Genomic DNA, 19,468 nt, shown 5'->3' with positions numbered 1-19,468 from the left:
GTTTGGTCACATCTCAGGGTTGGTCGCATCAAGAGCAAGGATTGCCACGGCCTGCGGCCCCGCAATGACAGATGCACCTATCGGGGCACTTCCACGCTCTGGATAATCTGCTTCACCACCTCATCGGGCGTACCGCCTTCCATCTCGCGCTCGGGCGTGAGCATGATGCGGTGGCGCAGCACGCTGGGGGCCAGAAACTGCACGTCTTCGGGCGTCACAAAGTCGCGGCCGCGCAGGGCGGCTAAGGCTTTCGCGCCGTTGAGCAGGGCCAGTGAGGCACGGGGCGAGGCTCCGAGGTACAAGGACTTATGCGCCCGCGTCTGGCCCACCAGCTTGGCGATGTACTCTAGAATATTGGCCTCTACGCGCTGCTGGCGCACTTGCTGGCGCAGCTGGGCCAGGTCGGCGGCCGAGAGGATGGGCTGCACGGCCTCCAGGTTGGTGCTGCCCTGGCCGCCGTGGTGGCCGGTCAGAATCTGCACTTCTTCGGCCAGGGTGGGGTAGCCCACGTGCAGCTTAAACAGGAAGCGGTCGAGCTGGGCTTCGGGCAGGCGGTAAGTGCCTTCCTGCTCAATGGGGTTTTGGGTGGCCAGCACCAGGAAGGGCTCCTGCATGGCGTAGGTGGTGCCGTCCTGGGTCACGGTGCGCTCCTCCATCACCTCAAACAGCGCAGATTGCGTCTTGGCCGGCGCGCGGTTGATTTCGTCAATCAGCACCACGCTGGCGAAAATAGGGCCGGGCCGAAACTCGAAATCAGCCTTGTTCTGCCGGAAAACCGAGGTGCCGAGCACGTCGGAAGGCATCAAATCGGGGGTGAACTGGATGCGGCTGAACGGCACGGCCAGCGTGCGGGCCAGCAGCTTGGCCATGAGGGTTTTGGCCACGCCGGGCACGCCTTCGAGCAAGACGTGGCCATCGGCCAGCACGGCGGTGAGCAGCAGTTCCAGCAAGTCGGTCTGGCCGACGATTATTTTGCCGATTTCATCCCGAATGGCGACCGTCTGGGCCGTGAGGCGGGCGAAGTCGGTGCGCGGGGCAAAGGCGTTTTCCGGCTCGGGAGCCGGAGTCAGTTCGAAGGGTGCCGGGGCGGGCAACAGGGGCGTCAGGTCGAGGTTTTCGGGTTCCATCTACAAAGTGCTGGCGTAGCCAAGTAAGGTCTGAGCGGTTTCGTCATCGGCGCACAAGGTGCGCAGGGTGGCGTGAATTTTAACGGCGTACTCGTCGGAAACGAGTTTTTTGTGATAAAGCGTGAGGTCCTGCAGAAGCTCGGCCAGGGCGTGCAGGTCGAGGTCAGCCAGCAGTGCTTTCTCTTCGGGCAGGCCGTTCTTGTTGAACCGGCGATAATCCCAGCGGTATTTGATGAGGACGGCGAGCTTGGCGACGGTGAGCATGGCGAACAGGGGTTAGCGGCGGGCTTCGCGCTTAAAGTCAGTCAGTGCCCGGCTCAATTGTAGCAGCTGCTGGTCGTTCATCTGCGGGGCGGTGCGGGCGAAGTTCACCAGCCGCAGCAACTCATCGACGCGGGGCCGGGTGAGGCCCGATTTCTGGCTGAGCCGCTCCCGAAAATCCTCATCGCCAAAATCCGGGCTCGGTTCCTGGAAGCGGGTGCGGAGGTAATCCATAAACAGCCCCACTTTCTTTTCCGCAATCAGCGCGTGGCTGCTGCCCTGGCGGTAGAGGCTGGCCACCGTGCGCGTAAACAGCAAAGTGGTATTGGGCAAAGGCTTGATGGTGGGAATAATGCGCTGCCGCCGCCGCGCCTCCACCAGCACAAACAATAGCCCGCCAATAATGAGCAGGTACCAGGCCGTATTCAGCGCTTCGTGGCTGCTCACGAGGCGCAGCAGCGACTGGTTACCCAGGCGGCCCTGCTTCTGGTATTCATCCCACCACGTGGGGCGGGCGGGCAGGTAGGAGAGGGCCGTGGCCGCGAACTGGCTGGTGGCCGGCCGCAGCACAAACTGGTTGGTGAAGGCAATGGGCACCGTGCACAGGTACACATGGCCCCGGCCGTAGTCGAGGCGCACGAACACGGGGCGGCCCTGTGCATCGGTGGCCAGAGCGCGGCCCACGCGGCCCGAATCCACCACGAAGCGCACGTTGGCATCGCCGCCCGGCAGGCGGTAGCGCGGCCCGGCCAGGGCAGGGTTGGTAAAGCGCACCGTCACCGAGTCGGGCACGGGCAGGCCATGCGGGCCGGCGTGGGTGGGCAGCTTCACCACCCGCGTGCGGATGCCCAGCGTATCGAGCAGCGCGCTGGTGGAATCGCCAAAGTTCTCGGCCACGATGAACAAGTCGTTGCCGTTGGCGATGAAGCGCAGCAGGGCGTGCGCGTCGGCCTTGTCCGCCGCGAATTCAGTGTTCACAAACAGGTAGTTGGCGCGGACGTGGCGCAGGTGGCTGGCTACCAAATCGTGTTGCGGTATATCCTCCTCCTCCTCATCGGCTGAGTTCTCGGTTTGGGCGGTGCTGTCCGGCGTTGTGGTTTCGTCAGCATCCGCGCCTTCCTCCGAAGTAGCCGGCGTGTTGGTCGAGGCCGTTGCCGTAGCGCCGGAATCAGTTTCAGAAGTTGAATCTGATGTAGAAGAATCTGATTCGGAAGTGGTTGAATCGGATTCAGTAGTTGTGGTTGCGTCTGCCGTGGGCTCCGGGCGGGCTTCGGTGGTGATGGTGCGCGACTGTGCTTCGGCCAGCGCATCGGTCACTTCCAGGGCCACGCCGGTGAGTTGATTGTAGATAGGCAGGCGCGTGGTCTGCACGGAATCAGTGCCGAGCAGGCGCGGCAGCTGGTCGTATAGCACGTAGGTGCCGTAGGGAATTTTATCCTTGTTGACGAGCGTGGGGCGCCAGTCCACCGGCTTGGGGCGGTAGTATTCCAGCGCCACGTAGGCACCAAACAGGGCCAGCAAACCCAGCAGATACCAGCGGAAATTCGAGGTCATGAGACAGGAAAATTAACTCAGGCGGCGCGCCGGGCGGTACTGCCGCCGGCCACCAGCGTTTGAAAAGCGCGGTGCCCGGCCCGCACCCGCTCGTATAGGGGTGCCGACAGGGCCAGCTCGCCGTACCACACAAACTCAAATTGCCGGGTTATCTCCCGGAAATCGGCCCTGATTGTGCCCGTGGGCGGCAATTCGGCTAGGTAGGCGTGGTTGGTTTTGTCGGGCTGCCAGTTGATGAGGCCACGGTCCGACAGGCTTTTCAGCAGCTGCAGGTAGCCCAGGCGCACGGCCAGCCGCCAGTTGCCGGCCGCTTCGGCCTCGGCCAGCCGGGTGGTAAAGTCCACTTCGTGAATGTTTTCGGCGGCGGTGTCATAGGCCAGCGGCACGCGGCGGGGCGAGCGGCCCAACATGGCCGTGAAGTCGATTTGCAAAAGTTTGAGCACCACAAACACGCCCGCTCCCAAAAACAGCGCATAAAACACCCAGCGCCAGAAGTGGCCGTAGCTGCGGCTGTTCAGCCACTCGATAATCGTCTGCCACACCCGCGCCCAAAACAGGCTCCAGGCGCTTTGCTCGGCGCGGGTGGCGGGCTCAAGGTACTGAAACTCGCGCTGCCCGCGCAGCTCCTGCAGGCGGGCGGCATCGGGGCGGCGCAGGCGCGGGGCCGGGCCGGTATCGGGCGGCAGGAGCTGGGCGGCAGCGGGCCGTTCCGGAGCATCGGGCAGGGCGGCCCGGGCCGGCGCAGCCAGCACCAACACCAACAGCAAGGCCCGAAACCAGGATGAGAAAGCAGACACGAATAAAGCGGGGGGAAGGAAAAAAGGTCGGTTTTCAGCAAGTTAGCCGGTACGGCCACTGCCGAAAGTAATGCTAGTATTCGCCTTCGTCGTCGGGGCGGTAGTCGGCGTTGTGCACGGCGGCCGGGGCCTGGCCCAGTTGGTTCACCATATTGCGCAGGCCCACCCCATCGCGGCGCTCTACCAGGTTAAAATATTGGAAGGCAAGGGCCAGCAGTAGGGGCGGGTAGATGAGCAGGTTTATCAGGCCGGTAAGAGCCGACGTGATAACGGTGAACAAACCCAATGAGCTGCTGGGGTCAGTGGTCTGAAGAAAGCCAACCTGCTTGGCCGCGAAATACGACACGCCGCCCACTACGCCGCCTACCACGGCTATCACAATGCCCAGCGCAAATGACATCACCATTATCAGCCCGAACGTGGACCACCATTTGCCCCGCACCAGCTGCAGGCAGCGCTGGCAAGTGCCCATAAAGCCCGTGCCCTCCACCACTTTCGTAATATAAAACAAGCTGAAGGCCACCGAAAGGTAGATGCCGGGGAAACCAAGTAGAAAAAAGCCAATAACTATCACTATCAGCAAGCCGAAATACGAAAGGTAGGAGCCGATAAATTCGCGTTTCACCACCTCCCACACTTCTCCCACACCGATGGGCGAGGGCGAGGGCACGGGCCGCAGGCAGCAGCGCACGTAGCCGTACACGGTGAGCACTAGGAACATAATGAAAATGCCGCTGATGGCCACGTTTACCCAGTAAATGGGCGATTGGTACATGCCGTTGAGCATCGTCATCTGTTGCAGCTTGCTCACGCCGGTGCCCGCTACGTGCAGGGCCTGGGTTAATACCTGGTTTTGGAGCAGGGCCGTCAATATGCCCTGCAAGATGGCCGTTGGCAGCACCAGGTAGAGCATGACCTGGCCCAGCCCCCGCCAATGCGCGCCGATAAATTCGAAGGTGGCCGAAAACTTCTGGCCGAAATCCCGCAGCTGGCGAAAATCCGACTCTTGGGTGAAGCGCGTGGTAGTACGTGGAATCATAACCGAAAAAAGGAAGGCAAAAAAATCAGGATTTGGGTGCGGCCAGCGCCGCGCCCTGCCGCCGCAGCCGCCACGGATACCACCCGAAGTACCACACAATGAACGCTGCCGAGCCGCCGATGATGGCCACGCTGGCCGCCACCGGCATCTCGGTGTGGCGCGTTACGAAGCTCTCCAGAAAGCCGGCCAGGATGAAAATGGGCACCAGCCCAAGCGCCAGCTTGCCGCCCTCGCGGGCTGCGTGCCGGAACGACTCGGCCCGGCCGTGGGTGCCCGGAAACAGGATGCCTTTCGCCATCACAAACCCCGCGCCGCCGGCCAGCACAATGGCCGAAATCTCCAGCGTGCCGTGAATCCAGATGGTGAGCACCGAGGCGGCCAATACATGCTGCTTGTAGAAAAAATACTGGAACGAGCCCAGCATAAGGCCGTTGTAGAACAGCGCCGCGCCCGTGCCCAGCCCCGCCGTGATGCCCATGGCAAAGGCCGTGAGCGCCACCTTGATGTTGTTGAAGGTGATGAAGAGGAACATCGACGTTTCCTCGTCGCTCTTGTAAATGGCCATCGGGTCGCCCTTTTGGATGTTTTCCAGCGTCTGGTTCACGTAGCCATCGCCGAGAATGCTGCGCACGAAGGTATCGTCATACGCCGCCGAAAGGGCTCCCAGGGCCGTGCACAGCACAAAAAACAGCAGCGTCCAGGCCAGCACAGCCTGGTGGCGGCTCACCACAAGCGGCAGCTCGCGCACCCAGAAGTGCCCGAAACGGCCCCGGGCCTCGGCTTTATTCTTGTAAATGGCCTGGTGCAGCTTGCCGGTGAGGCCGTTGAGGTAGGCCGTGGTGGGCGATTCCGGGTAGAAGGTTTGGGCGTAGGCCAGGTCATCGGTCAGGGCTACGAAGCGGGCGGCCAGCTCGTCGGGATTGACGGCGGGCTGGGTTTCGTATTGCTGCCACCGGGCCTGGTTTTGCCGCAGAAAAAGGGCTTCGCGCATGGGGCGTGGGATAGGACCTTAAAGGTAGCACAAGCGGTGATAGCAGCACAAGTTGGCGCGCGTCTGCGACGCGCGCCAACACCGCGCCGCCCGGTGGGTTATATACCCGGCGCTGCCGTACTTTTCGCGGCCGAATCTTGGCCACCACATTACCCCGCCGCTGCCGCCGGCCCGCTCATGAGCACCATCCGCATTCAGACCACTCAAAACGTTTCCCTCGAATATGAGATTGCCAGCGTTGGCGACCGCATTGTGGCGTCAATTATCGACTACGGCCTGTATTTCGTGTGGTTCATTGCCTGGAGCGTGCTCAACGGCCAGTACCACCTGAGCCCCGGTGGGAGGGCCGGCCAGGTAATTCCCTTGCTGCCCACCACCTTCTACATGCTGGCCTGCGAGGTATTTCTCAATGGCCAGACGCTGGGCAAAAAAGCCCTCAGCCTGCGCGTGGTGCGGATGGATGGCACGCGGGCCGGCCTCGGCGACTACCTGCTGCGCTGGCTGCTGCGGCCCATCGAAATCGTGGCCACGTCGGGCGTGGTGGCTCTGGTCGCCATCCTGCTCAACGGCCGGGGCCAGCGCCTGGGCGACCTCGCGGCCGGTACCACCGTCATCAGCCTCAAAAAGCGGTCCGGCTACGCCACGCCGTTGGCGGCCGAGGTAACGGCCATTGCGGGCTACCAGCCGGTATTTGCCCAGGCCGCCGCCCTGTCCGACCATGATGTGGCGCTCATTCGCAAGCTGCTTCACCACGGCAGCAAGCAGGAAAACTATTTGCTGCTGAATGAGGTGGCCAACAAGGTGAAGTCCATTACCGGCATCCAGACCACCTTGCAGGATGCCCCATTTCTAAAAACCATTCTGCGCGACCACGCGCACCTGGCCGTGCACGGCTAAGGGCTGAGCGGACCGTCAAAATCAATCGTATGCAAATCTTGCCTGCCGGTCTGACCGGTTGAAGTGCAAACGAAATCGAAGGTACTTCAACCGGTCAGACCGCCTAGAGCGGTCAGACCGGCAGGTGATTTACTTTCCACGAAAAAGGCCCGCTGAAACTCAGCGGGCCTTTTCTGTAACTGGTTAATCAGCGGTTATTCCCGCTCTACGCGCAGCATGGTGCTGCTGCCATCGGGCAGCTGCAGGCGCACCAGGTAGAGGCCGGCGCGCAGGCTGGCGGCTTCGTTCCAGGTGAGGTTGCTGGTGCCACCGGCTACGCGCTCCACGGTGCGGTGCAGCAGCTGGCGGCCGGCCACGTCGTAGAGGGTGAGTTCCATTTGGGGCTGGGCCGAAGGCAGGTTCAGGCGCAGCTGCAGGCCCTGCGAGCCGAAGGGGTTGGGCTGGGCCGTGAACTCGCTGGCCTGTGCCAAGCCGGCTTTCTGGGCCGTTACCGAGGCGGGCAGCAGGTAGGTGGTTACCGTTTGCGTGCTTTGCAGGGTGTTGGCACCGTTGCGCAGCTCCACAATCTGGTTGCCGCCGCAGCCATTGATAACCTGGATGTCATCGATAAACCAGCCCTCAAACGTGCCGGGGCTGCCGTCGTCGGTGCGGGTGCGGAAACGGACGAGCATGGGCATGCCGGCGAAGGAGCGCAGGTCGAGCGCCGAGCGGATGAAGCCGGCGGTGCCCGTTACGCTCCGGCCCGAGAAGCATTTCTGGCCGGGGGCGGTGGTGCTGGCGTCGAAAGTGCTGTTGTAGCCATTCTGCAGCCAGAGGGTGGCCGGGTTCTGCCAGGTGGTGCCGTTGTTGGTGGAAATTTCCACGGTGCCGCCATCGTAGCTGCCCTCAAAGTCGAAGTAGTGATAGATGGAGAGCACCGACAGGCCCGTGGGTGTGAACGGGGCCGACGTCAGCACGAAATCGGTGGGCGTGGCCGGGGCCGTGGCCCACCACGAGGTGGTGCCGCTATTGGCGTAGGCCGTGCTGGTGGCCCAGGTAGCCGTGCCGGTGATGGGCGTAGCCGCAAAGCCGCCTGCCGTGTTGGCCTCGCGGTTGTCGTTCACGGGCGTAACCGGCGCGCAGGCCCCGGCCGTCGTGGCCTGGCTCTGGAAGCGCAGCGTGCGCGTCTGGCCCAGTGCCGTGAAGTTGAGGTTGCTGAACGTCACCTTATTGCCTACCAGCGTGCCGCCGGTGGTGCTGCTCACAAACTGCATGCCCGTGGGCAGCTCGGTGGTGAGGGTGTAGGGGGCGGTGGGCAGGCTGCAGTTGCAGGTCAGCTTATACTCGTTGCTGAACGTGTTGCCGGAAACCAGCGGCGTTACCTTCTGCAGCGTGACGGGCGGCGGCATGTCGAAAGCCGCCGTTTGGTCGGTGGCACTGCCCGAAGAGCCCTGCACGGCACTGTAGCCCATGCCCCGGCGCGCAAAGGCGTTCCAGATGGTGCAGTGGTACTGGCCCTGGTAGAGCAGGGAGTCGGCGGCCAGAATAGCGTCGCGCGAATCGAGGAAGCCGGGCTGGCAGGGCTGCAGCTTCAGGCCTTGCATTACGAGCTGCATGGCAACGTTGTTGCCGCCGTTGGCAGCGCCGTTATACAGGTTGGGCTCGATGCGGCCGCGCTGCTGAATCACGTTCCAGGTCATGTCCCACAGCACCGCGCACCAGATTTCGCCAATGGCGTGCACCTCGGGGTTGGTGGCCACGTTGGCGTAGGTCAGTGGGTTCACCGTGAGGCTGGTGGAGTAGGGGTAGCGGCGGATGCCCCTGGCCGTAGCGGCCTGGCCGCTGGCGTAGGTGCCCACGGGGCGGGCGTTGGGGCCGTCGGCGAGGGCAGCAGTGGCCCAGTCGGTGGTCATCATCAGGGCCAGGTAGTCGCTCCAGCCTTCGCCGCCTTGCTCGGCGTTGTTGAGGCAGCTGCTGTTGGTAGGGCCGCCCGTGAGGCGGGTCGATACGCCGTGGCCGTACTCGTGCACCACAATGCCGTTGTCGAGGTCGCCGTCCAGCATCGGGCCGGGGGGCGTTGCGCGGGGCAGGGTCACCTGCACGTTGTTGGCAATCTGGGCGTCCAGGACTGCGCCGTCGGCCTGCGAAATCATCACCGACGGAATGGTAACGGTATTGTCGGTGCCGCCCATTACCGTAGGGGCGCCGGCCACGTTGTTCACCACAATAGCGGCAATGGCACCGGCCAGCTGGGCGTTTTTCACCTTGGGCGCAAAGCTGCAGGTACCCCGGTAAATCAGCGCGATTTTGCCGGTGAGCGCGGTACCGGTAGCGGCCACGCAGCCCAGGTTGCCCGCGTCGCCATACAGTGCCAGCTGCCCCGCGATGGGGCCCAGCGTGGCCAGGCTGTTGGCGGTGCTGAAGCCGCCTTCCACGGCCATGTAGCTGCCGGCCACGGTGCTGGGGGCCGTCACGGTCAGGGCGTAAGCCTGCGCCGGGGCGGTCCAGAGGTACATCTGCATGCGGCCGCTGCTGCCATCGGCCGGCGTGCTGAAGTTGGCGTTGTTGGTGCCGGCGCCGTCCTGGGCTTCGGCCTTCACGTAGTCGTTGCCGGTACCGCCCCGGCCCAGGTTATCGGCTTGGAAGTTGCCGGCGGCCTCCGTGAAGCCGTACTGGTAGGTGATGTCGTGAATGATGTTGTTCCAGTAGAACAGGTTCACCACGGCCGCGTTGCGGTTGGTAACACCGCCGGGTGCGGTGGTGAAATCGGGCGTGTAGTTGAAGCTGAGGCTCGGGGCAGCCGTTTGCGAGTTGGCGTAGTTGCCGGGCGCGTTCACGTTGGCTGCATCGTCGTAAGCCGCCACGTTGTTGCCCCGCGTGAAGGCATAATTGGTGGTGCCGTCGAAGTTCCAGCCGTGGGTGGTGGCGTTGTTGGTGGCGCCGGCCTTCAGCCATGGGTCAGTTTCGGTCTGAAGACCCGTAGCTGCAGGCCGCTCCCGGGGGAAGGGCACCACCAGGTACGATGACGAGGTAGTAGTGGGCGGCGGGGGCGGGGGCAAAAACTGCGCGGCGGCACTCATCGTGCCTTTGGCAGTCGTGGCGGCTGGCTGGGCGCGCTGGGCAGCGGCTTCGCTCACCGTCCAGTTGTCCTGGCTCACGAAGGCACCCGTGGCGGCATCAATCCGCACGTTCCACCAATCGGGCGAGCCCAGCAGGTCGATGTTCACGTTCCAGGTCAGGTGGGGCTTGCCGGCCTCATCAAACGCCCAGGTCAGGCTGGCCACAATGTCGTGCCGGGCCACGCCGCTGGCGGCAAAAGTCTGGCGGGCTTCAGGCCCATTCGCTTCCGTGAGGCGCATCGGGGTAGCGGCAAAGGGCTGGTCTAGGTGCTGCAGGGCGCGGCTCACGGCCACAGCGGCCGTAATGGCCGGCGTGGCGGGCACGGCGGCCAGCTGCTTGGCCGGCACAAACGCCCCGGTGTGCGAGGCCAGCCGCCCGCCCATAAAGGCCAGCGACTGCACTTTGTTAAATACCGGAATGCCCTGGTAAAGCTGCTGCACATACATGTGCTCCAGGCCGTTGGCATCGGCGTAGGCGCTGCTCAGGCGCAAGTCGGCGGGCGCGAAGCCGGGGCCGGCCCACTGGCTGCGCACAGCCAGCACTTTTTCCATAGCCTGCTGGGAGGGGATGGACTGCGCGTGCAGCGCAGACAGCGGCAGCAGGCCGAGCAAGGCCAGGCTCAGCTTTTGAAAGGTAAAAGGTTTACTCACGGGCTGTTAATGAGGTGTAATGAAAGGGTTTGAAGCTAGGAAAACTAAAAGTACAACATTCAGCGGAGTTGCCCGATAACGGCAGGCAGACCATTGTCTGGGAACTGATTAAATTGTTGGTATTGAGAAATATACGAATGTTTGCAATATAGAAAAAGCCCCGCCGGATGAGTCCGACGGGGCTTGCTTTTGCATAGCCGCTAGCGTGGCTAAACGGCTGAGTAGAACTATTCTACTACCACCTGGCGGGTGGCGGTGGGCTGGCCATCTACCACGAGGCGCACCAGGTACAAGCCGGGCTTGGCGGTGCCGGCTTCCCAGCGCAGCTCCTGCGGCCCGGCGGGCAGCACGGCCGAAGTCACGGTTTCAACGCGACGACCCACAGCATCAAACACGTTCAGCTCGACGCGGGCGGCGCGGGTGAGGCTGAAGGCCAGGGTGGTGCGGCCGCTGGTGGGGTTGGGGTACAGGCTCACGCCGGCAGCCAGGTCGGCGCGGTCGCGCGCGGCCGTCACTACGCCAGCCGGGCCGGCTACGGCAATATCGCGGGCCGCGATGCCGTTGCCGATGGCTCCTACCAGCGTGGTCGCGCCCGTGGTCAGGTTCACGGTGTAGAAGTTCGTGTTGGTGGTGGTGCCGGGATTAGCTACCAAGTAAGCCGTGTTAGTGCCGGCCACCGACGAGTAGATATCCATATCCAGGTTGGAGGTTGTAGCATTGGCCGTGATGCCCGAAGCACCCACCGTATTCAGTGTGCCGGCATTCGGCGGGTTTTGGGTGGTGATGATGTTCAGGCTCAGGTCGTAGTTGTAAAGAGCGGTAGTCGTGGCGAGGGGGCCGGCCACGCTGTTGGTATAGGCCACAGCCCCAATATTGGGCGTGGCGGCGGCGTTGGCATCGGTGGTGGCGTAGGCCAGGGTGCCATCGGTGGCGGCAATGGTGCCATCGATGGGGTTGAGGCGGTAGTTGGCGCGGTTAGACGACGACGTGACGCGAATGCGGTCCACCGTGGGGTTAAAGTCGAAGCCAACCTTGCCCGTGCCCAGCTCCAGGCGAATAGCCGCGCCGATGGGCGTAGCCACACCCGTCACGGCGCTCACCGAGTAAACCTGAGCATTGGCGCCGGGGGCTGCCAGGGCCGCATCGTAGCCCAGCGCGAAAAGCGTGTTGGTGAAGGGCCGCACGTCCAGGCCCACCAGGGTTTGGGTGGCGGCCATACCCGTCACGCCCAGCGAGGTGCGAATGGTGCCCGGCAGGGCCGTGTCAAACGTCAGCAGGTTGGTGCCCGCCAGGGCATAAGCCAGGTTACCGGTCACGCTAGCCGGCACCGTGCGCGTGATTTGCACCGCAATATCCGTCACCGGGGCCGCGAGGCTGCCGCCAATGGCACCCACCAGCGTAGGCGCGCCGGTAGTGAGGTTGAGGGTGTACAGGTTGCTGTTGGTAGCACCCGGCGACACCGTGGGCACGGCCGTGAGGTAGGCCACGTTGGTGCCGGTGGTGGGGTTGAAATAGATATCCAGGTCGGAATTGCCGAAGGCCGCAAGGCCCAATGGACCCACCGTGTTCAGCACGCCGTTGTTGGGCGGGTTCTGGGTGGTGAGGCGGGTATTGGCCTCGTCGATGTCGTAGAGCGTGGTGGCCGTGGTGCCGATGTAGCTGTTGGTGTAGGCCACGGCCCCTACGCCAGCCGTCTGGGCGGCATTGGCATCGGTGGCGGCGTAGGCCAGGTTGCCGTCGGTGGCGGCCAGCGCACCGTTGTTGGGGTTGAGGCGGAAGTTGCTGTTGTTGCTGCCCGTGAGGCGGATGCGGTCTACGGTCGGGTTAAAATCGAAGCCGATGCGGGCCGTGTTGGTGCCCAGGTTCAGGGTGAGGGCCGTGCCTACGGTAGTAAGCGCGCCAGTAGTGGCGTTCAGAATGTAGAGCTGCACCTGCGTGGTAGCCGCAACGTAGCCCAGGGCAAACAGTTGGCCGGTGTTGGGGCGGCTGTCGAGCCCTACCAGCGTTTGGCCGGCCCCCAGGCCGGTGATGGCCGTCGTGGCCGTGAGCGTGCCCGGAGCCGTGGCCTGAAACGTGACCAGGCTGGTGGCCGTGGCGGAAGTTTGGAGGCCGTAAACCGTTTGGGCGTGGCCCGGCGCGGCATTCAGTAGGAACAGTCCGGCCGTTACAGCGGCCAGCTTTAGCGAAGTGGAAAGGTGTTGCATGACAATAAGGTATTTTGTGAAGTGATGGTGATGTGAAGAGATGGTGAAGAGTATTTAGCTACGAGGGCCGCGCCAAAGTAGATTTACTTTAATCTGGTTTTAATTCAAATAATCGGCGAGGCATAAAAGTGGCTACTGCCATGTTGGTCAGGTCAGTAGCCGCCCTAAAACCAAAGCACCCCTTACGGCCCGCCAGGCGGACAATAAGGGGTGCGAAAAAACACCGCATACGGCTGGACAAGTCCGGCTTTGCGCAGTAGGCTAACCTAGCGAATAATGGCTAGTTGCGGGTCATGAGCGTGTTCACCGCCAATTCGGTGGAAGGGATGGGCCACACGTAGTTGGAGCTGGTATTGGGAATGGCCGGCACCGAACCTTTGCCCGGAATGGTGGCATTCAGGCGCATGATGTCGAAGTTGCGCAGGCCTTCGCCCAGAAACTCGATGCGCCGCTCCAGCAGCAAAGCATCAATCATCGCGCTGGCCGAGGCGAAGCTGGCCGCCGTGTACACGCCGGTCGGGTTCGAGCGGCCACGTACGGCGTTGAGCAGGGCCAGGGCTTGCGGGTCAACCGTGTTGGTGGTGCGCACGCGGGCTTCGGCCAGGTTCAGCAGCACTTCGGCATAGCGGATAACGGGCGCTTTGTCGGTGTAGGGCGTGCCGGTAGGGTACTTTTTCAGAAACGACTCCGTGCCCGAAGTCGTTACCAGGGCCGTGCGCCGGGCATCGGTGGCCGTAAAGCCGGGGTCGGTGAGGATACCGCCGGCAGAGGAGTTCAGGCTGTATTCGCCGTTGCCACCCTGCGAGGCGGGCAGGTAGTAATACGCCAGCTGGTTTTGGGTGCCGGGCGCATCCTGGGCGGTGAAGGGAAAGGCCAGAATGGTTTCGGCCGTTTCCTGCGGGGGCGCAAATACGGCGGCAATAGACGGATTCAGCGCGTTGGCCACGCCGGTAGAAGCCACAAACGGAGCCACGGCGGGCACCAGCTTATTGGCCTCCGTAATCACATCGGCGTAACGGCCCATGCTCAGGTACACCCGGGTTTTCAGGGCGATGGCGGTGTTGCGCTGGGCCCGCGTCGTGTTCAGCGTGGCCGCTGTCGAGCCCGTGTAAGACAGAGGCAGGTTTTGCTCGGCAAAGGTGAGGTCCTGCAGAATCTGGTCATACACCTGCGCCACGGTGCTGCGAGCCAGGTTGTTGTTGGCGTCGTTGGTTTCGCCTTTCAGCCGCAGGGGCAGGCCGGGCTTGCTGCCGTTGCCATCGGCATAAGGGCGGGCGTAGAACTGGAGCAGCGAGTAGTAGCTCAGGGCGCGCAGCAGGCGGGCCTCGCCGCGGTAGTTATTGGCCGTCGTGATGTAGTTGGCCGGAAAAGCCGGAGCTACCAAACTCCCTGCATTGGCGTCGAGGCCATCCAGAAAAACGTTGATTTGGTTGATGGCCGCGTAGCCAAAGCCCCAGGTATTGATAACGTCGTTCTGCGAAGCTTCCGTGAGGGTATGGTTCCACACGCCCACGCCCGTAACGCCGTTGGACGTGCGGTTGATGAAGTCGTTGGCCCGGATATCGCTGAAAATCTGAAAGCGGCCGCCGAGAAAACCGCCGGTTTTAACGTAGCTATACAGGTTGTTGACCTGCGCGGTAATGCGCGAGGGAGTGGTGAATACCGCCTGGTCAGATACCGTTGTTTCGGGAATGGGATTGAGGCGGTGGTCCTGGCAGGAAACCGAACCGAAGGCCAGCAGGGCCGCGCAGGCAGCCAGGGCGAGGGGATGATGCAAATATCGTTTCATCAGAAGAATCAATTAAAAGCCAATGTTGAAGCCCACGGTGTAGGTGCGGGCCTGCCCCACGGAGTTGCGGTCGACGCCAGCTCCGGTGTTGCTACCACCATTGGTCGAGATTTCCGGGTCGATGCCCGAGTATTTGGTGAGCAGGAAGGCATTCTGCACCTGCACATAAAGGCGGGCGTTGGCCACGTTGATGCGGGTAAGGAATTCGGGGGTGAAGGTATAGCCCAGCGATACCTGCCGCAGGCGGGCAAAGTCGCCTTTTTCCACGTTCGACGACATCACCAGCGCCGAGCCGTTCGACACGTTGTCGCCGTAGACCACGCGCGGCCACTCGGCGTTGGTGTTCTCCGTGGTCCAGTGGTTTTTGATGTCGGTCTGGTTGTTCCAGAAGCGCTGGTCGTGCAGGCCGGCCTTGGTGCCGTTGTAGATGTAGTTGCCGCCCGAAAACTGCACAAATACGCCCAAATCGAGGAAGCGGTAGCGGAACGTGTTGTCGAGGCCGCCATACCAGGTCGGCAGCACGGGGCCGTAATAGATGCCATCCACCAGCTGGCTGGGGGCCGTGGCGGGCTTGCCGTCGAGGGTGGTCCAGCCCGTGCCCAGGTGCTCGTACTGCACCACGGTGCCGTCGGCCTTTTGCAGCATGCGGCGGCCGTTGGCCGGGTTCACGCCCAGCGAAGGCACGGCCAGGATTTCGCCCACCGACTGGCCTACTTTGGTGTAGTTCGCGGTTTCGAGGTTCGAGGTGGCCGTGCCAATGCGCTGGCCTTCAAAGGCCAGGGCCTGCACGCGGTTTTTGAGCGTAGTCAGGTTGCCGTTAACGGACCAGGTGAATTTGCCACCCTGCAGCACGTTGTAGCGCAGGTTGAGCTCAACGCCCGTGTTCTCCATCGAGCCCACGTTCAGCAGGTAGGAGTTGCCCAGGTTGCCCTGGCCCGCGCTGTTCGGAATGCCTTTGGAAGGTGCCTGGGGCACGTCCAGAATCAGGCCGTCCACCAGGTTGCGGTAGTAGGAGAAATCGCCCGTCAGGCGGTCCTGCAAAAAGCCGAACGACACGCCCAGGTCCGTTTTCTTGCTGGTTTCCCAGGTCAGGTTCGGGTTGCCGGCGTTGCCGAAAAACAGCGTTGCGTTCGAGGCGTACAGGCCCGAGCCGTAGGTTTGCTGCGTCACGAAATCGCCGATGCCCTGGTTGTTGCCCACGCTGCCGTAGCTGCCCGTAAACTTCAGGAACGAAAAGGTCTGCGAGAACGAGGAGTTTTTCCAGAAGTCTTCCTCCGATACCACGTAGCCGAGCGAGGCCCCGTAGAAGTTGCCGAATTTCTTGGCGAAGGCCGAGTAGCCGTCGCGGCGCACGTTCAGCGTGGCCAGGTACTTGCGGTTGAAGCTGTAGTTGAGGCGGCCGAAGAACGACACCAGGTAGTTGACGCCCTGGAAGCGGCCCGATTCGGCAATGTTGGTGAAGTTGCCCTGGAAGGTGGTGAAGTACGGGTCGGCTACCGAGGTGCGGGTGGCGCCCCAGCGCTGGATGTCGGTGGCCTGCTGCTCGTTGCCCACCAGCAGCGACAGGTTGTGCTTCTCGCCAAAAGTGTGGTCGTATTGCAGCGTGTTCTGCCAGTTCCAGCGGTTGTTGGTGCGGTAGTAGTTGCTGGCCGAGCCGCCCGTCGACTGGCCATCGCCGGCCAGGGCCGTGTAAAACGACTTGTCTTCGAAAGAAATGCGGTTCAGGCCGTAGGTGGTGCGCAGGTTCAGGCCCTTGGCTACCTCCAGGTTGGCATACACGCTGCCCTGAATTTCGTTGCCGTCGGAGTTGAAGTAGTTGTAAGCCAAATCCACCAGCGGGTTGTAGTAGCCCGGCAGCAGGGGCGCGCCGGTCGTCGAGCTGGGGTTGGTGTTGGGCCCCGGGCCCAGGCCGGCTCCGCTCACGTTGAAGGTGCCGTCGGGGTTATAGGGTGAAACGTTGGGCGGCAGCACCAGCGGCAGCCGGCCCAGCCCGCCCGTGCCAAAGGCCCCGTCGGCCACCGAGCCCGAGTTGGGCGAAGCGTTGTGGGTGTTCGAGTAAGCCACGCGCATGCCTACCGTGACCTGGCTAAAAAGCTTGTGGTCAACGTTCACACGAGCCGAAATGCGCTGGAATTCGTTGCGCTCCAGCATGCCCTTCTGGTTGGTGTAACCCAACGACGAGTAGAAGGTGGTTTTGTCGGTGCCGCCCGAAAAGTTCAGGTTGTGCGACTGCGAGAAGCCCGTGCGGTAGATGTAATCATACCAGCGGGTATCGGCCGTGTTGCCATTGGCATCGGTGGCTTTAAAGCCTTCCACGTTGTTGGGCGTGCCGCCCACCGACGCGCGGTTGGCATTCAGGTTGCGCACGGCCTCATTCTTGATGCTGATGTAGTCGGGGGCGTTGAGCACGTCGTACAGGCGCACCGGTTTTGACCAGCCCACCCAGGTATCGTAGGTGAGATGGCTCTGGCCTTTTTTGCCTTTCTTGGTCGTTACCAGAATAACCCCACCGGCGGCCCGCGAGCCGTAGATGGCCGTAGACGAGGCATCCTTCAGCACTTCCATGCTTTCGATGTCGGCCGGGTTCAGGTTGCTGAGCGGGTTGTTGGGCACGCTGCCCACGGCCGACGTGTTGCCGCTGTAGGCCGGAATACCGTCAATCACCACCAGCGGAGCCGAGCTCAGGTTAATGGAGTTCGTGCCCCGGATACGAATGACGGGCGGGTTGTTCAGCACCCCGTTGGGGGTAGTGATGTTCACGCCCGAAGCACGGCCCTGCAAGGCCTGGTCGAAGCTCTGCACCGGCGACGTGGCAATCTCCTTGCCGCTGATGGAGGCCACGTTGCCCGTCAGGTCGCGCCGGCTCTGGGTGCCGTAGCCCACCACCACCACCTCTTCGAGGCTCTTGGTGTCGGTTGCCAAGGCGATGTTAAAGGACGTTTTGCTGCCGATGGCTACCTCATGCGTGGCATAGCCCACATAGGAAAACACCATGGTGCTAGCCGTGGCGGGGGCTGCCAGGGAAAATTTGCCGTCCGCATCGGTAGAGGTACCGATTTTGGTGCCTTTCACGAGCACCGTTACGCCCGGGATGGAAGCCCCATCCGCGCCCGCTACCGTGCCGGTAATGGTTCGGTCCTGGGCCCTGAGGTCGTGCGCCGCGAAGCCCAGAACCATGAACAGGAATAAGAGTAAGCGTTTTCTCATGTGAGTGATTGATTGGTGAAAAGTTGAGCAAGTGAATTGCCGAATATAATTGCGAATTGTTGATTAATGCACGCTGGTGGCCAAATGAAAATAAAAATTGCCTGTTTCAGGCCAATAAACAGGCAGATGATTTAGAGGAATTACCATTCAAAATATTTTGTAAGTGCTTTATATATACTATTGATATATGCTGATGCCCAGGCAATCAGCCAACTGCTCTGCCCGGAAAATAAAAAGGACCCGTTCCGTTGATTTTTCAACGGAACGGGTCCTTTTTATTGGTGCCTTGTGGCTTTCGCCCGGCTGCTACCACGGTACAGGCTGGCCCTGCCAGGTCACGAAGCTGCCGTTTTCCTCCACGTGCAGCTGCTCGGCCAGGCGGATAATGCCCCGGGCCGAATCGGCCGGCTCCTGAATGGCGTGCTCGCCACCCATTTCGGTCCGCATCCAGCCCGGGTCTACCAGCACCGAAATCAGGCCCATGTTGCCGATTTCGGCCGCCAGGCTGCGCATGTACATATTAAGCGCGGCCTTGCTGGCGCTGTAGTGGTAGGGGTCGCCGGTGGCCTTCCACGTCAGCGAGCCCTGGCCCGAGGAGATGCTGAGAATGCGGCCTTTGTGGCCGGCGCGCAGCAGCGGCAGCAGCGCCTGCGACACTAGCAGCGGCCCAATGGCATTCACCTGCATTGTTTCAATGGCATCGTCGTGGGTGAGCTGGCCCAGGCGCTGGTGCGCATCGCCGGAGCCCGCGTGCGGGTATACGCCGGCATTGTTGATGAGCACATCGAGGCCATCGGTGGCGGCCTGCACGCCTTGCACGGCCGCCGCGATGGAGGCCGCGTCGGTCACGTCGAGGGACAGCAGCACGAGGCGGTCGGCGTATTGCTGCCTCAGGGCTTGCAGCTCGGCGGCCTGGGTGGGCTGCCGGCTGGCAGCGAATACGTGGTCGCCGCGCTCCAGGTACTGGCGGGTAAGTTCGAGGCCCAGGCCCCGGTTGGCTCCGGTGATGAAAGCGCGCATACGTGTTTGGTGTGATGAAAAAATAACGGGAAGTATCGGGGCCGAAGTTTACAAACAAAAGCCCGGCTCGCCGCGCGGGCAAGCCGTTTGTGCAAGCCAATTAGCAGCCGGATGGTTTTCTTGCGCCCCGTATGACTCCTCTCATCACTTCCCTCAGCGCCGCCGAAGCCCGGGCGCTGCTGCCCCAGCTCCATGCGCTGCTGCACGATGCCGTCGACTCCGGTGCGGCCGTCGGTTTCCTGCCTCCCCTAGCCACTGCCGAAGCTCAGGACTACTGGCACAGCGTATTCGGCGCCATGGAGGCCGGCCATCGCCTGCTTCTCATCGCCCGCCAGCCCGGCACCGGTGCGCTACTGGCCACCGTGCAGCTTGACCTGGCCACCCGTCCCAACTCCCTGCTCCGCGCCGAAGTATCGAAGCTGCTGGTGCACCGGCAGGCGCGCCGCCAGGGCCTGGCCCGGCAGTTGCTCCTTGCGCTGGAAGGCCACGCCCGCGCACTGGGCCGCACTACGCTGGTGCTCGATACCCGCCAGGGCGACATTGCCGAGCAGCTGTATCAAAGCCTGGGCTATGTTTTTGTAGGCTCTATTCCGGCGTATTTCATCAACTTCGACGGGCAGCCGCACGCCACGGCGGTTTATTATAAGTTGTTGGTTGCTACAGGCGGGGTAAGCAGATAGTCTGAATAGCTCAACATAAGATTCCTTGTCGGACACTTCTGGAAAAAAGGGCGGTTTTTAGGGCTTCCGCACCAAAAGTAAGCTGGTCGTAGGCTAGTTTCGGGAATGGACCCTTTCGCTTCCTTTGCCCATTTAACGGACCCGCGCGTGCAG

13 protein-coding genes are annotated in these 19,468 nt (G+C 62.5%); 2 read left to right on the top strand and 11 right to left on the bottom strand.

Going from position 1 to position 19,468, the window contains the following annotated elements; genetic code table 11:
* Positions 1-77: 77 nt before the first annotated feature.
* From HBN54_RS20400 to HBN54_RS20375, 6 genes are all read right to left on the bottom strand, one after another.
* Complete coding sequence (locus tag HBN54_RS20400; protein ID WP_168675085.1) at positions 78-1,127, bottom strand: AAA family ATPase; 1,050 nt, start codon at positions 1,125-1,127, stop codon at positions 78-80.
* Positions 1,128-1,391, bottom strand: a complete 264-nt coding sequence (locus HBN54_RS20395) for a hypothetical protein (protein ID WP_168675084.1) — start codon at positions 1,389-1,391, stop codon at positions 1,128-1,130. It abuts the gene before it with no gap.
* 12 nt (positions 1,392-1,403) lie between these two features.
* On the bottom strand, positions 1,404-2,942 hold the full coding sequence (locus HBN54_RS20390) for a DUF4350 domain-containing protein (protein ID WP_168675083.1): 1,539 nt from the start codon (positions 2,940-2,942) through the stop codon (positions 1,404-1,406).
* A 17-nt stretch (positions 2,943-2,959) separates the two neighbouring features.
* Complete coding sequence (locus HBN54_RS24065; RefSeq protein WP_168675082.1) at positions 2,960-3,739, bottom strand: DUF4129 domain-containing protein; 780 nt, start codon at positions 3,737-3,739, stop codon at positions 2,960-2,962.
* Positions 3,740-3,812: 73 nt separating this feature from the next.
* On the bottom strand, positions 3,813-4,778 hold the full coding sequence (locus HBN54_RS20380) for a hypothetical protein (protein ID WP_168675081.1): 966 nt from the start codon (positions 4,776-4,778) through the stop codon (positions 3,813-3,815).
* 25 nt (positions 4,779-4,803) lie between these two features.
* A complete protein-coding gene (locus HBN54_RS20375; RefSeq protein WP_168675080.1) occupies positions 4,804-5,769 on the bottom strand; it encodes a stage II sporulation protein M in 966 nt (321 codons plus the stop codon).
* Positions 5,770-5,946: 177 nt separating this feature from the next.
* On the opposite strand from HBN54_RS20375, the gene HBN54_RS20370 reads away from it, so the two are divergent.
* Positions 5,947-6,666, top strand: coding sequence for an RDD family protein (locus HBN54_RS20370; protein WP_168675079.1), 720 nt, complete (start codon positions 5,947-5,949; stop codon positions 6,664-6,666).
* Between the two features lie 194 nt (positions 6,667-6,860).
* Here the strand turns inward: HBN54_RS20370 and HBN54_RS20365 are convergent, their stop codons facing one another.
* The 5 genes from HBN54_RS20365 to HBN54_RS20345 form a co-directional block, all read right to left on the bottom strand.
* On the bottom strand, positions 6,861-10,415 hold the full coding sequence (locus HBN54_RS20365; RefSeq protein WP_168675078.1) for a M36 family metallopeptidase: 3,555 nt from the start codon (positions 10,413-10,415) through the stop codon (positions 6,861-6,863).
* 227 nt (positions 10,416-10,642) lie between these two features.
* Positions 10,643-12,619: a DUF4394 domain-containing protein gene (locus tag HBN54_RS20360; protein WP_168675077.1), complete on the bottom strand. Its 1,977-nt coding sequence runs from the start codon at positions 12,617-12,619 to the stop codon at positions 10,643-10,645.
* 280 nt (positions 12,620-12,899) lie between these two features.
* Positions 12,900-14,408 (bottom strand): RagB/SusD family nutrient uptake outer membrane protein, encoded by a 1,509-nt coding sequence (locus HBN54_RS20355; protein WP_168675076.1) that lies wholly within the window; start codon positions 14,406-14,408, stop codon positions 12,900-12,902.
* 12 nt (positions 14,409-14,420) lie between these two features.
* Positions 14,421-17,615: a SusC/RagA family TonB-linked outer membrane protein gene (locus HBN54_RS20350; RefSeq protein WP_168675075.1), complete on the bottom strand. Its 3,195-nt coding sequence runs from the start codon at positions 17,613-17,615 to the stop codon at positions 14,421-14,423.
* Between the two features lie 306 nt (positions 17,616-17,921).
* Complete coding sequence (locus HBN54_RS20345) at positions 17,922-18,635, bottom strand: SDR family oxidoreductase (protein WP_168675074.1); 714 nt, start codon at positions 18,633-18,635, stop codon at positions 17,922-17,924.
* 131 nt (positions 18,636-18,766) lie between these two features.
* On the opposite strand from HBN54_RS20345, the gene HBN54_RS20340 reads away from it, so the two are divergent.
* Positions 18,767-19,315, top strand: a complete 549-nt coding sequence (locus HBN54_RS20340; protein ID WP_168675073.1) for a GNAT family N-acetyltransferase — start codon at positions 18,767-18,769, stop codon at positions 19,313-19,315.
* The last annotated feature ends 153 nt before the right edge of the window (positions 19,316-19,468 follow it).

The sequence above is a fragment of the Hymenobacter artigasi genome, assembly GCF_012275535.1.
In the GTDB taxonomy this organism is placed as follows: Bacteria; Bacteroidota; Bacteroidia; order Cytophagales; family Hymenobacteraceae; genus Hymenobacter; species Hymenobacter artigasi.
This window is presented reverse-complemented; position numbering and strand designations above follow the sequence as displayed.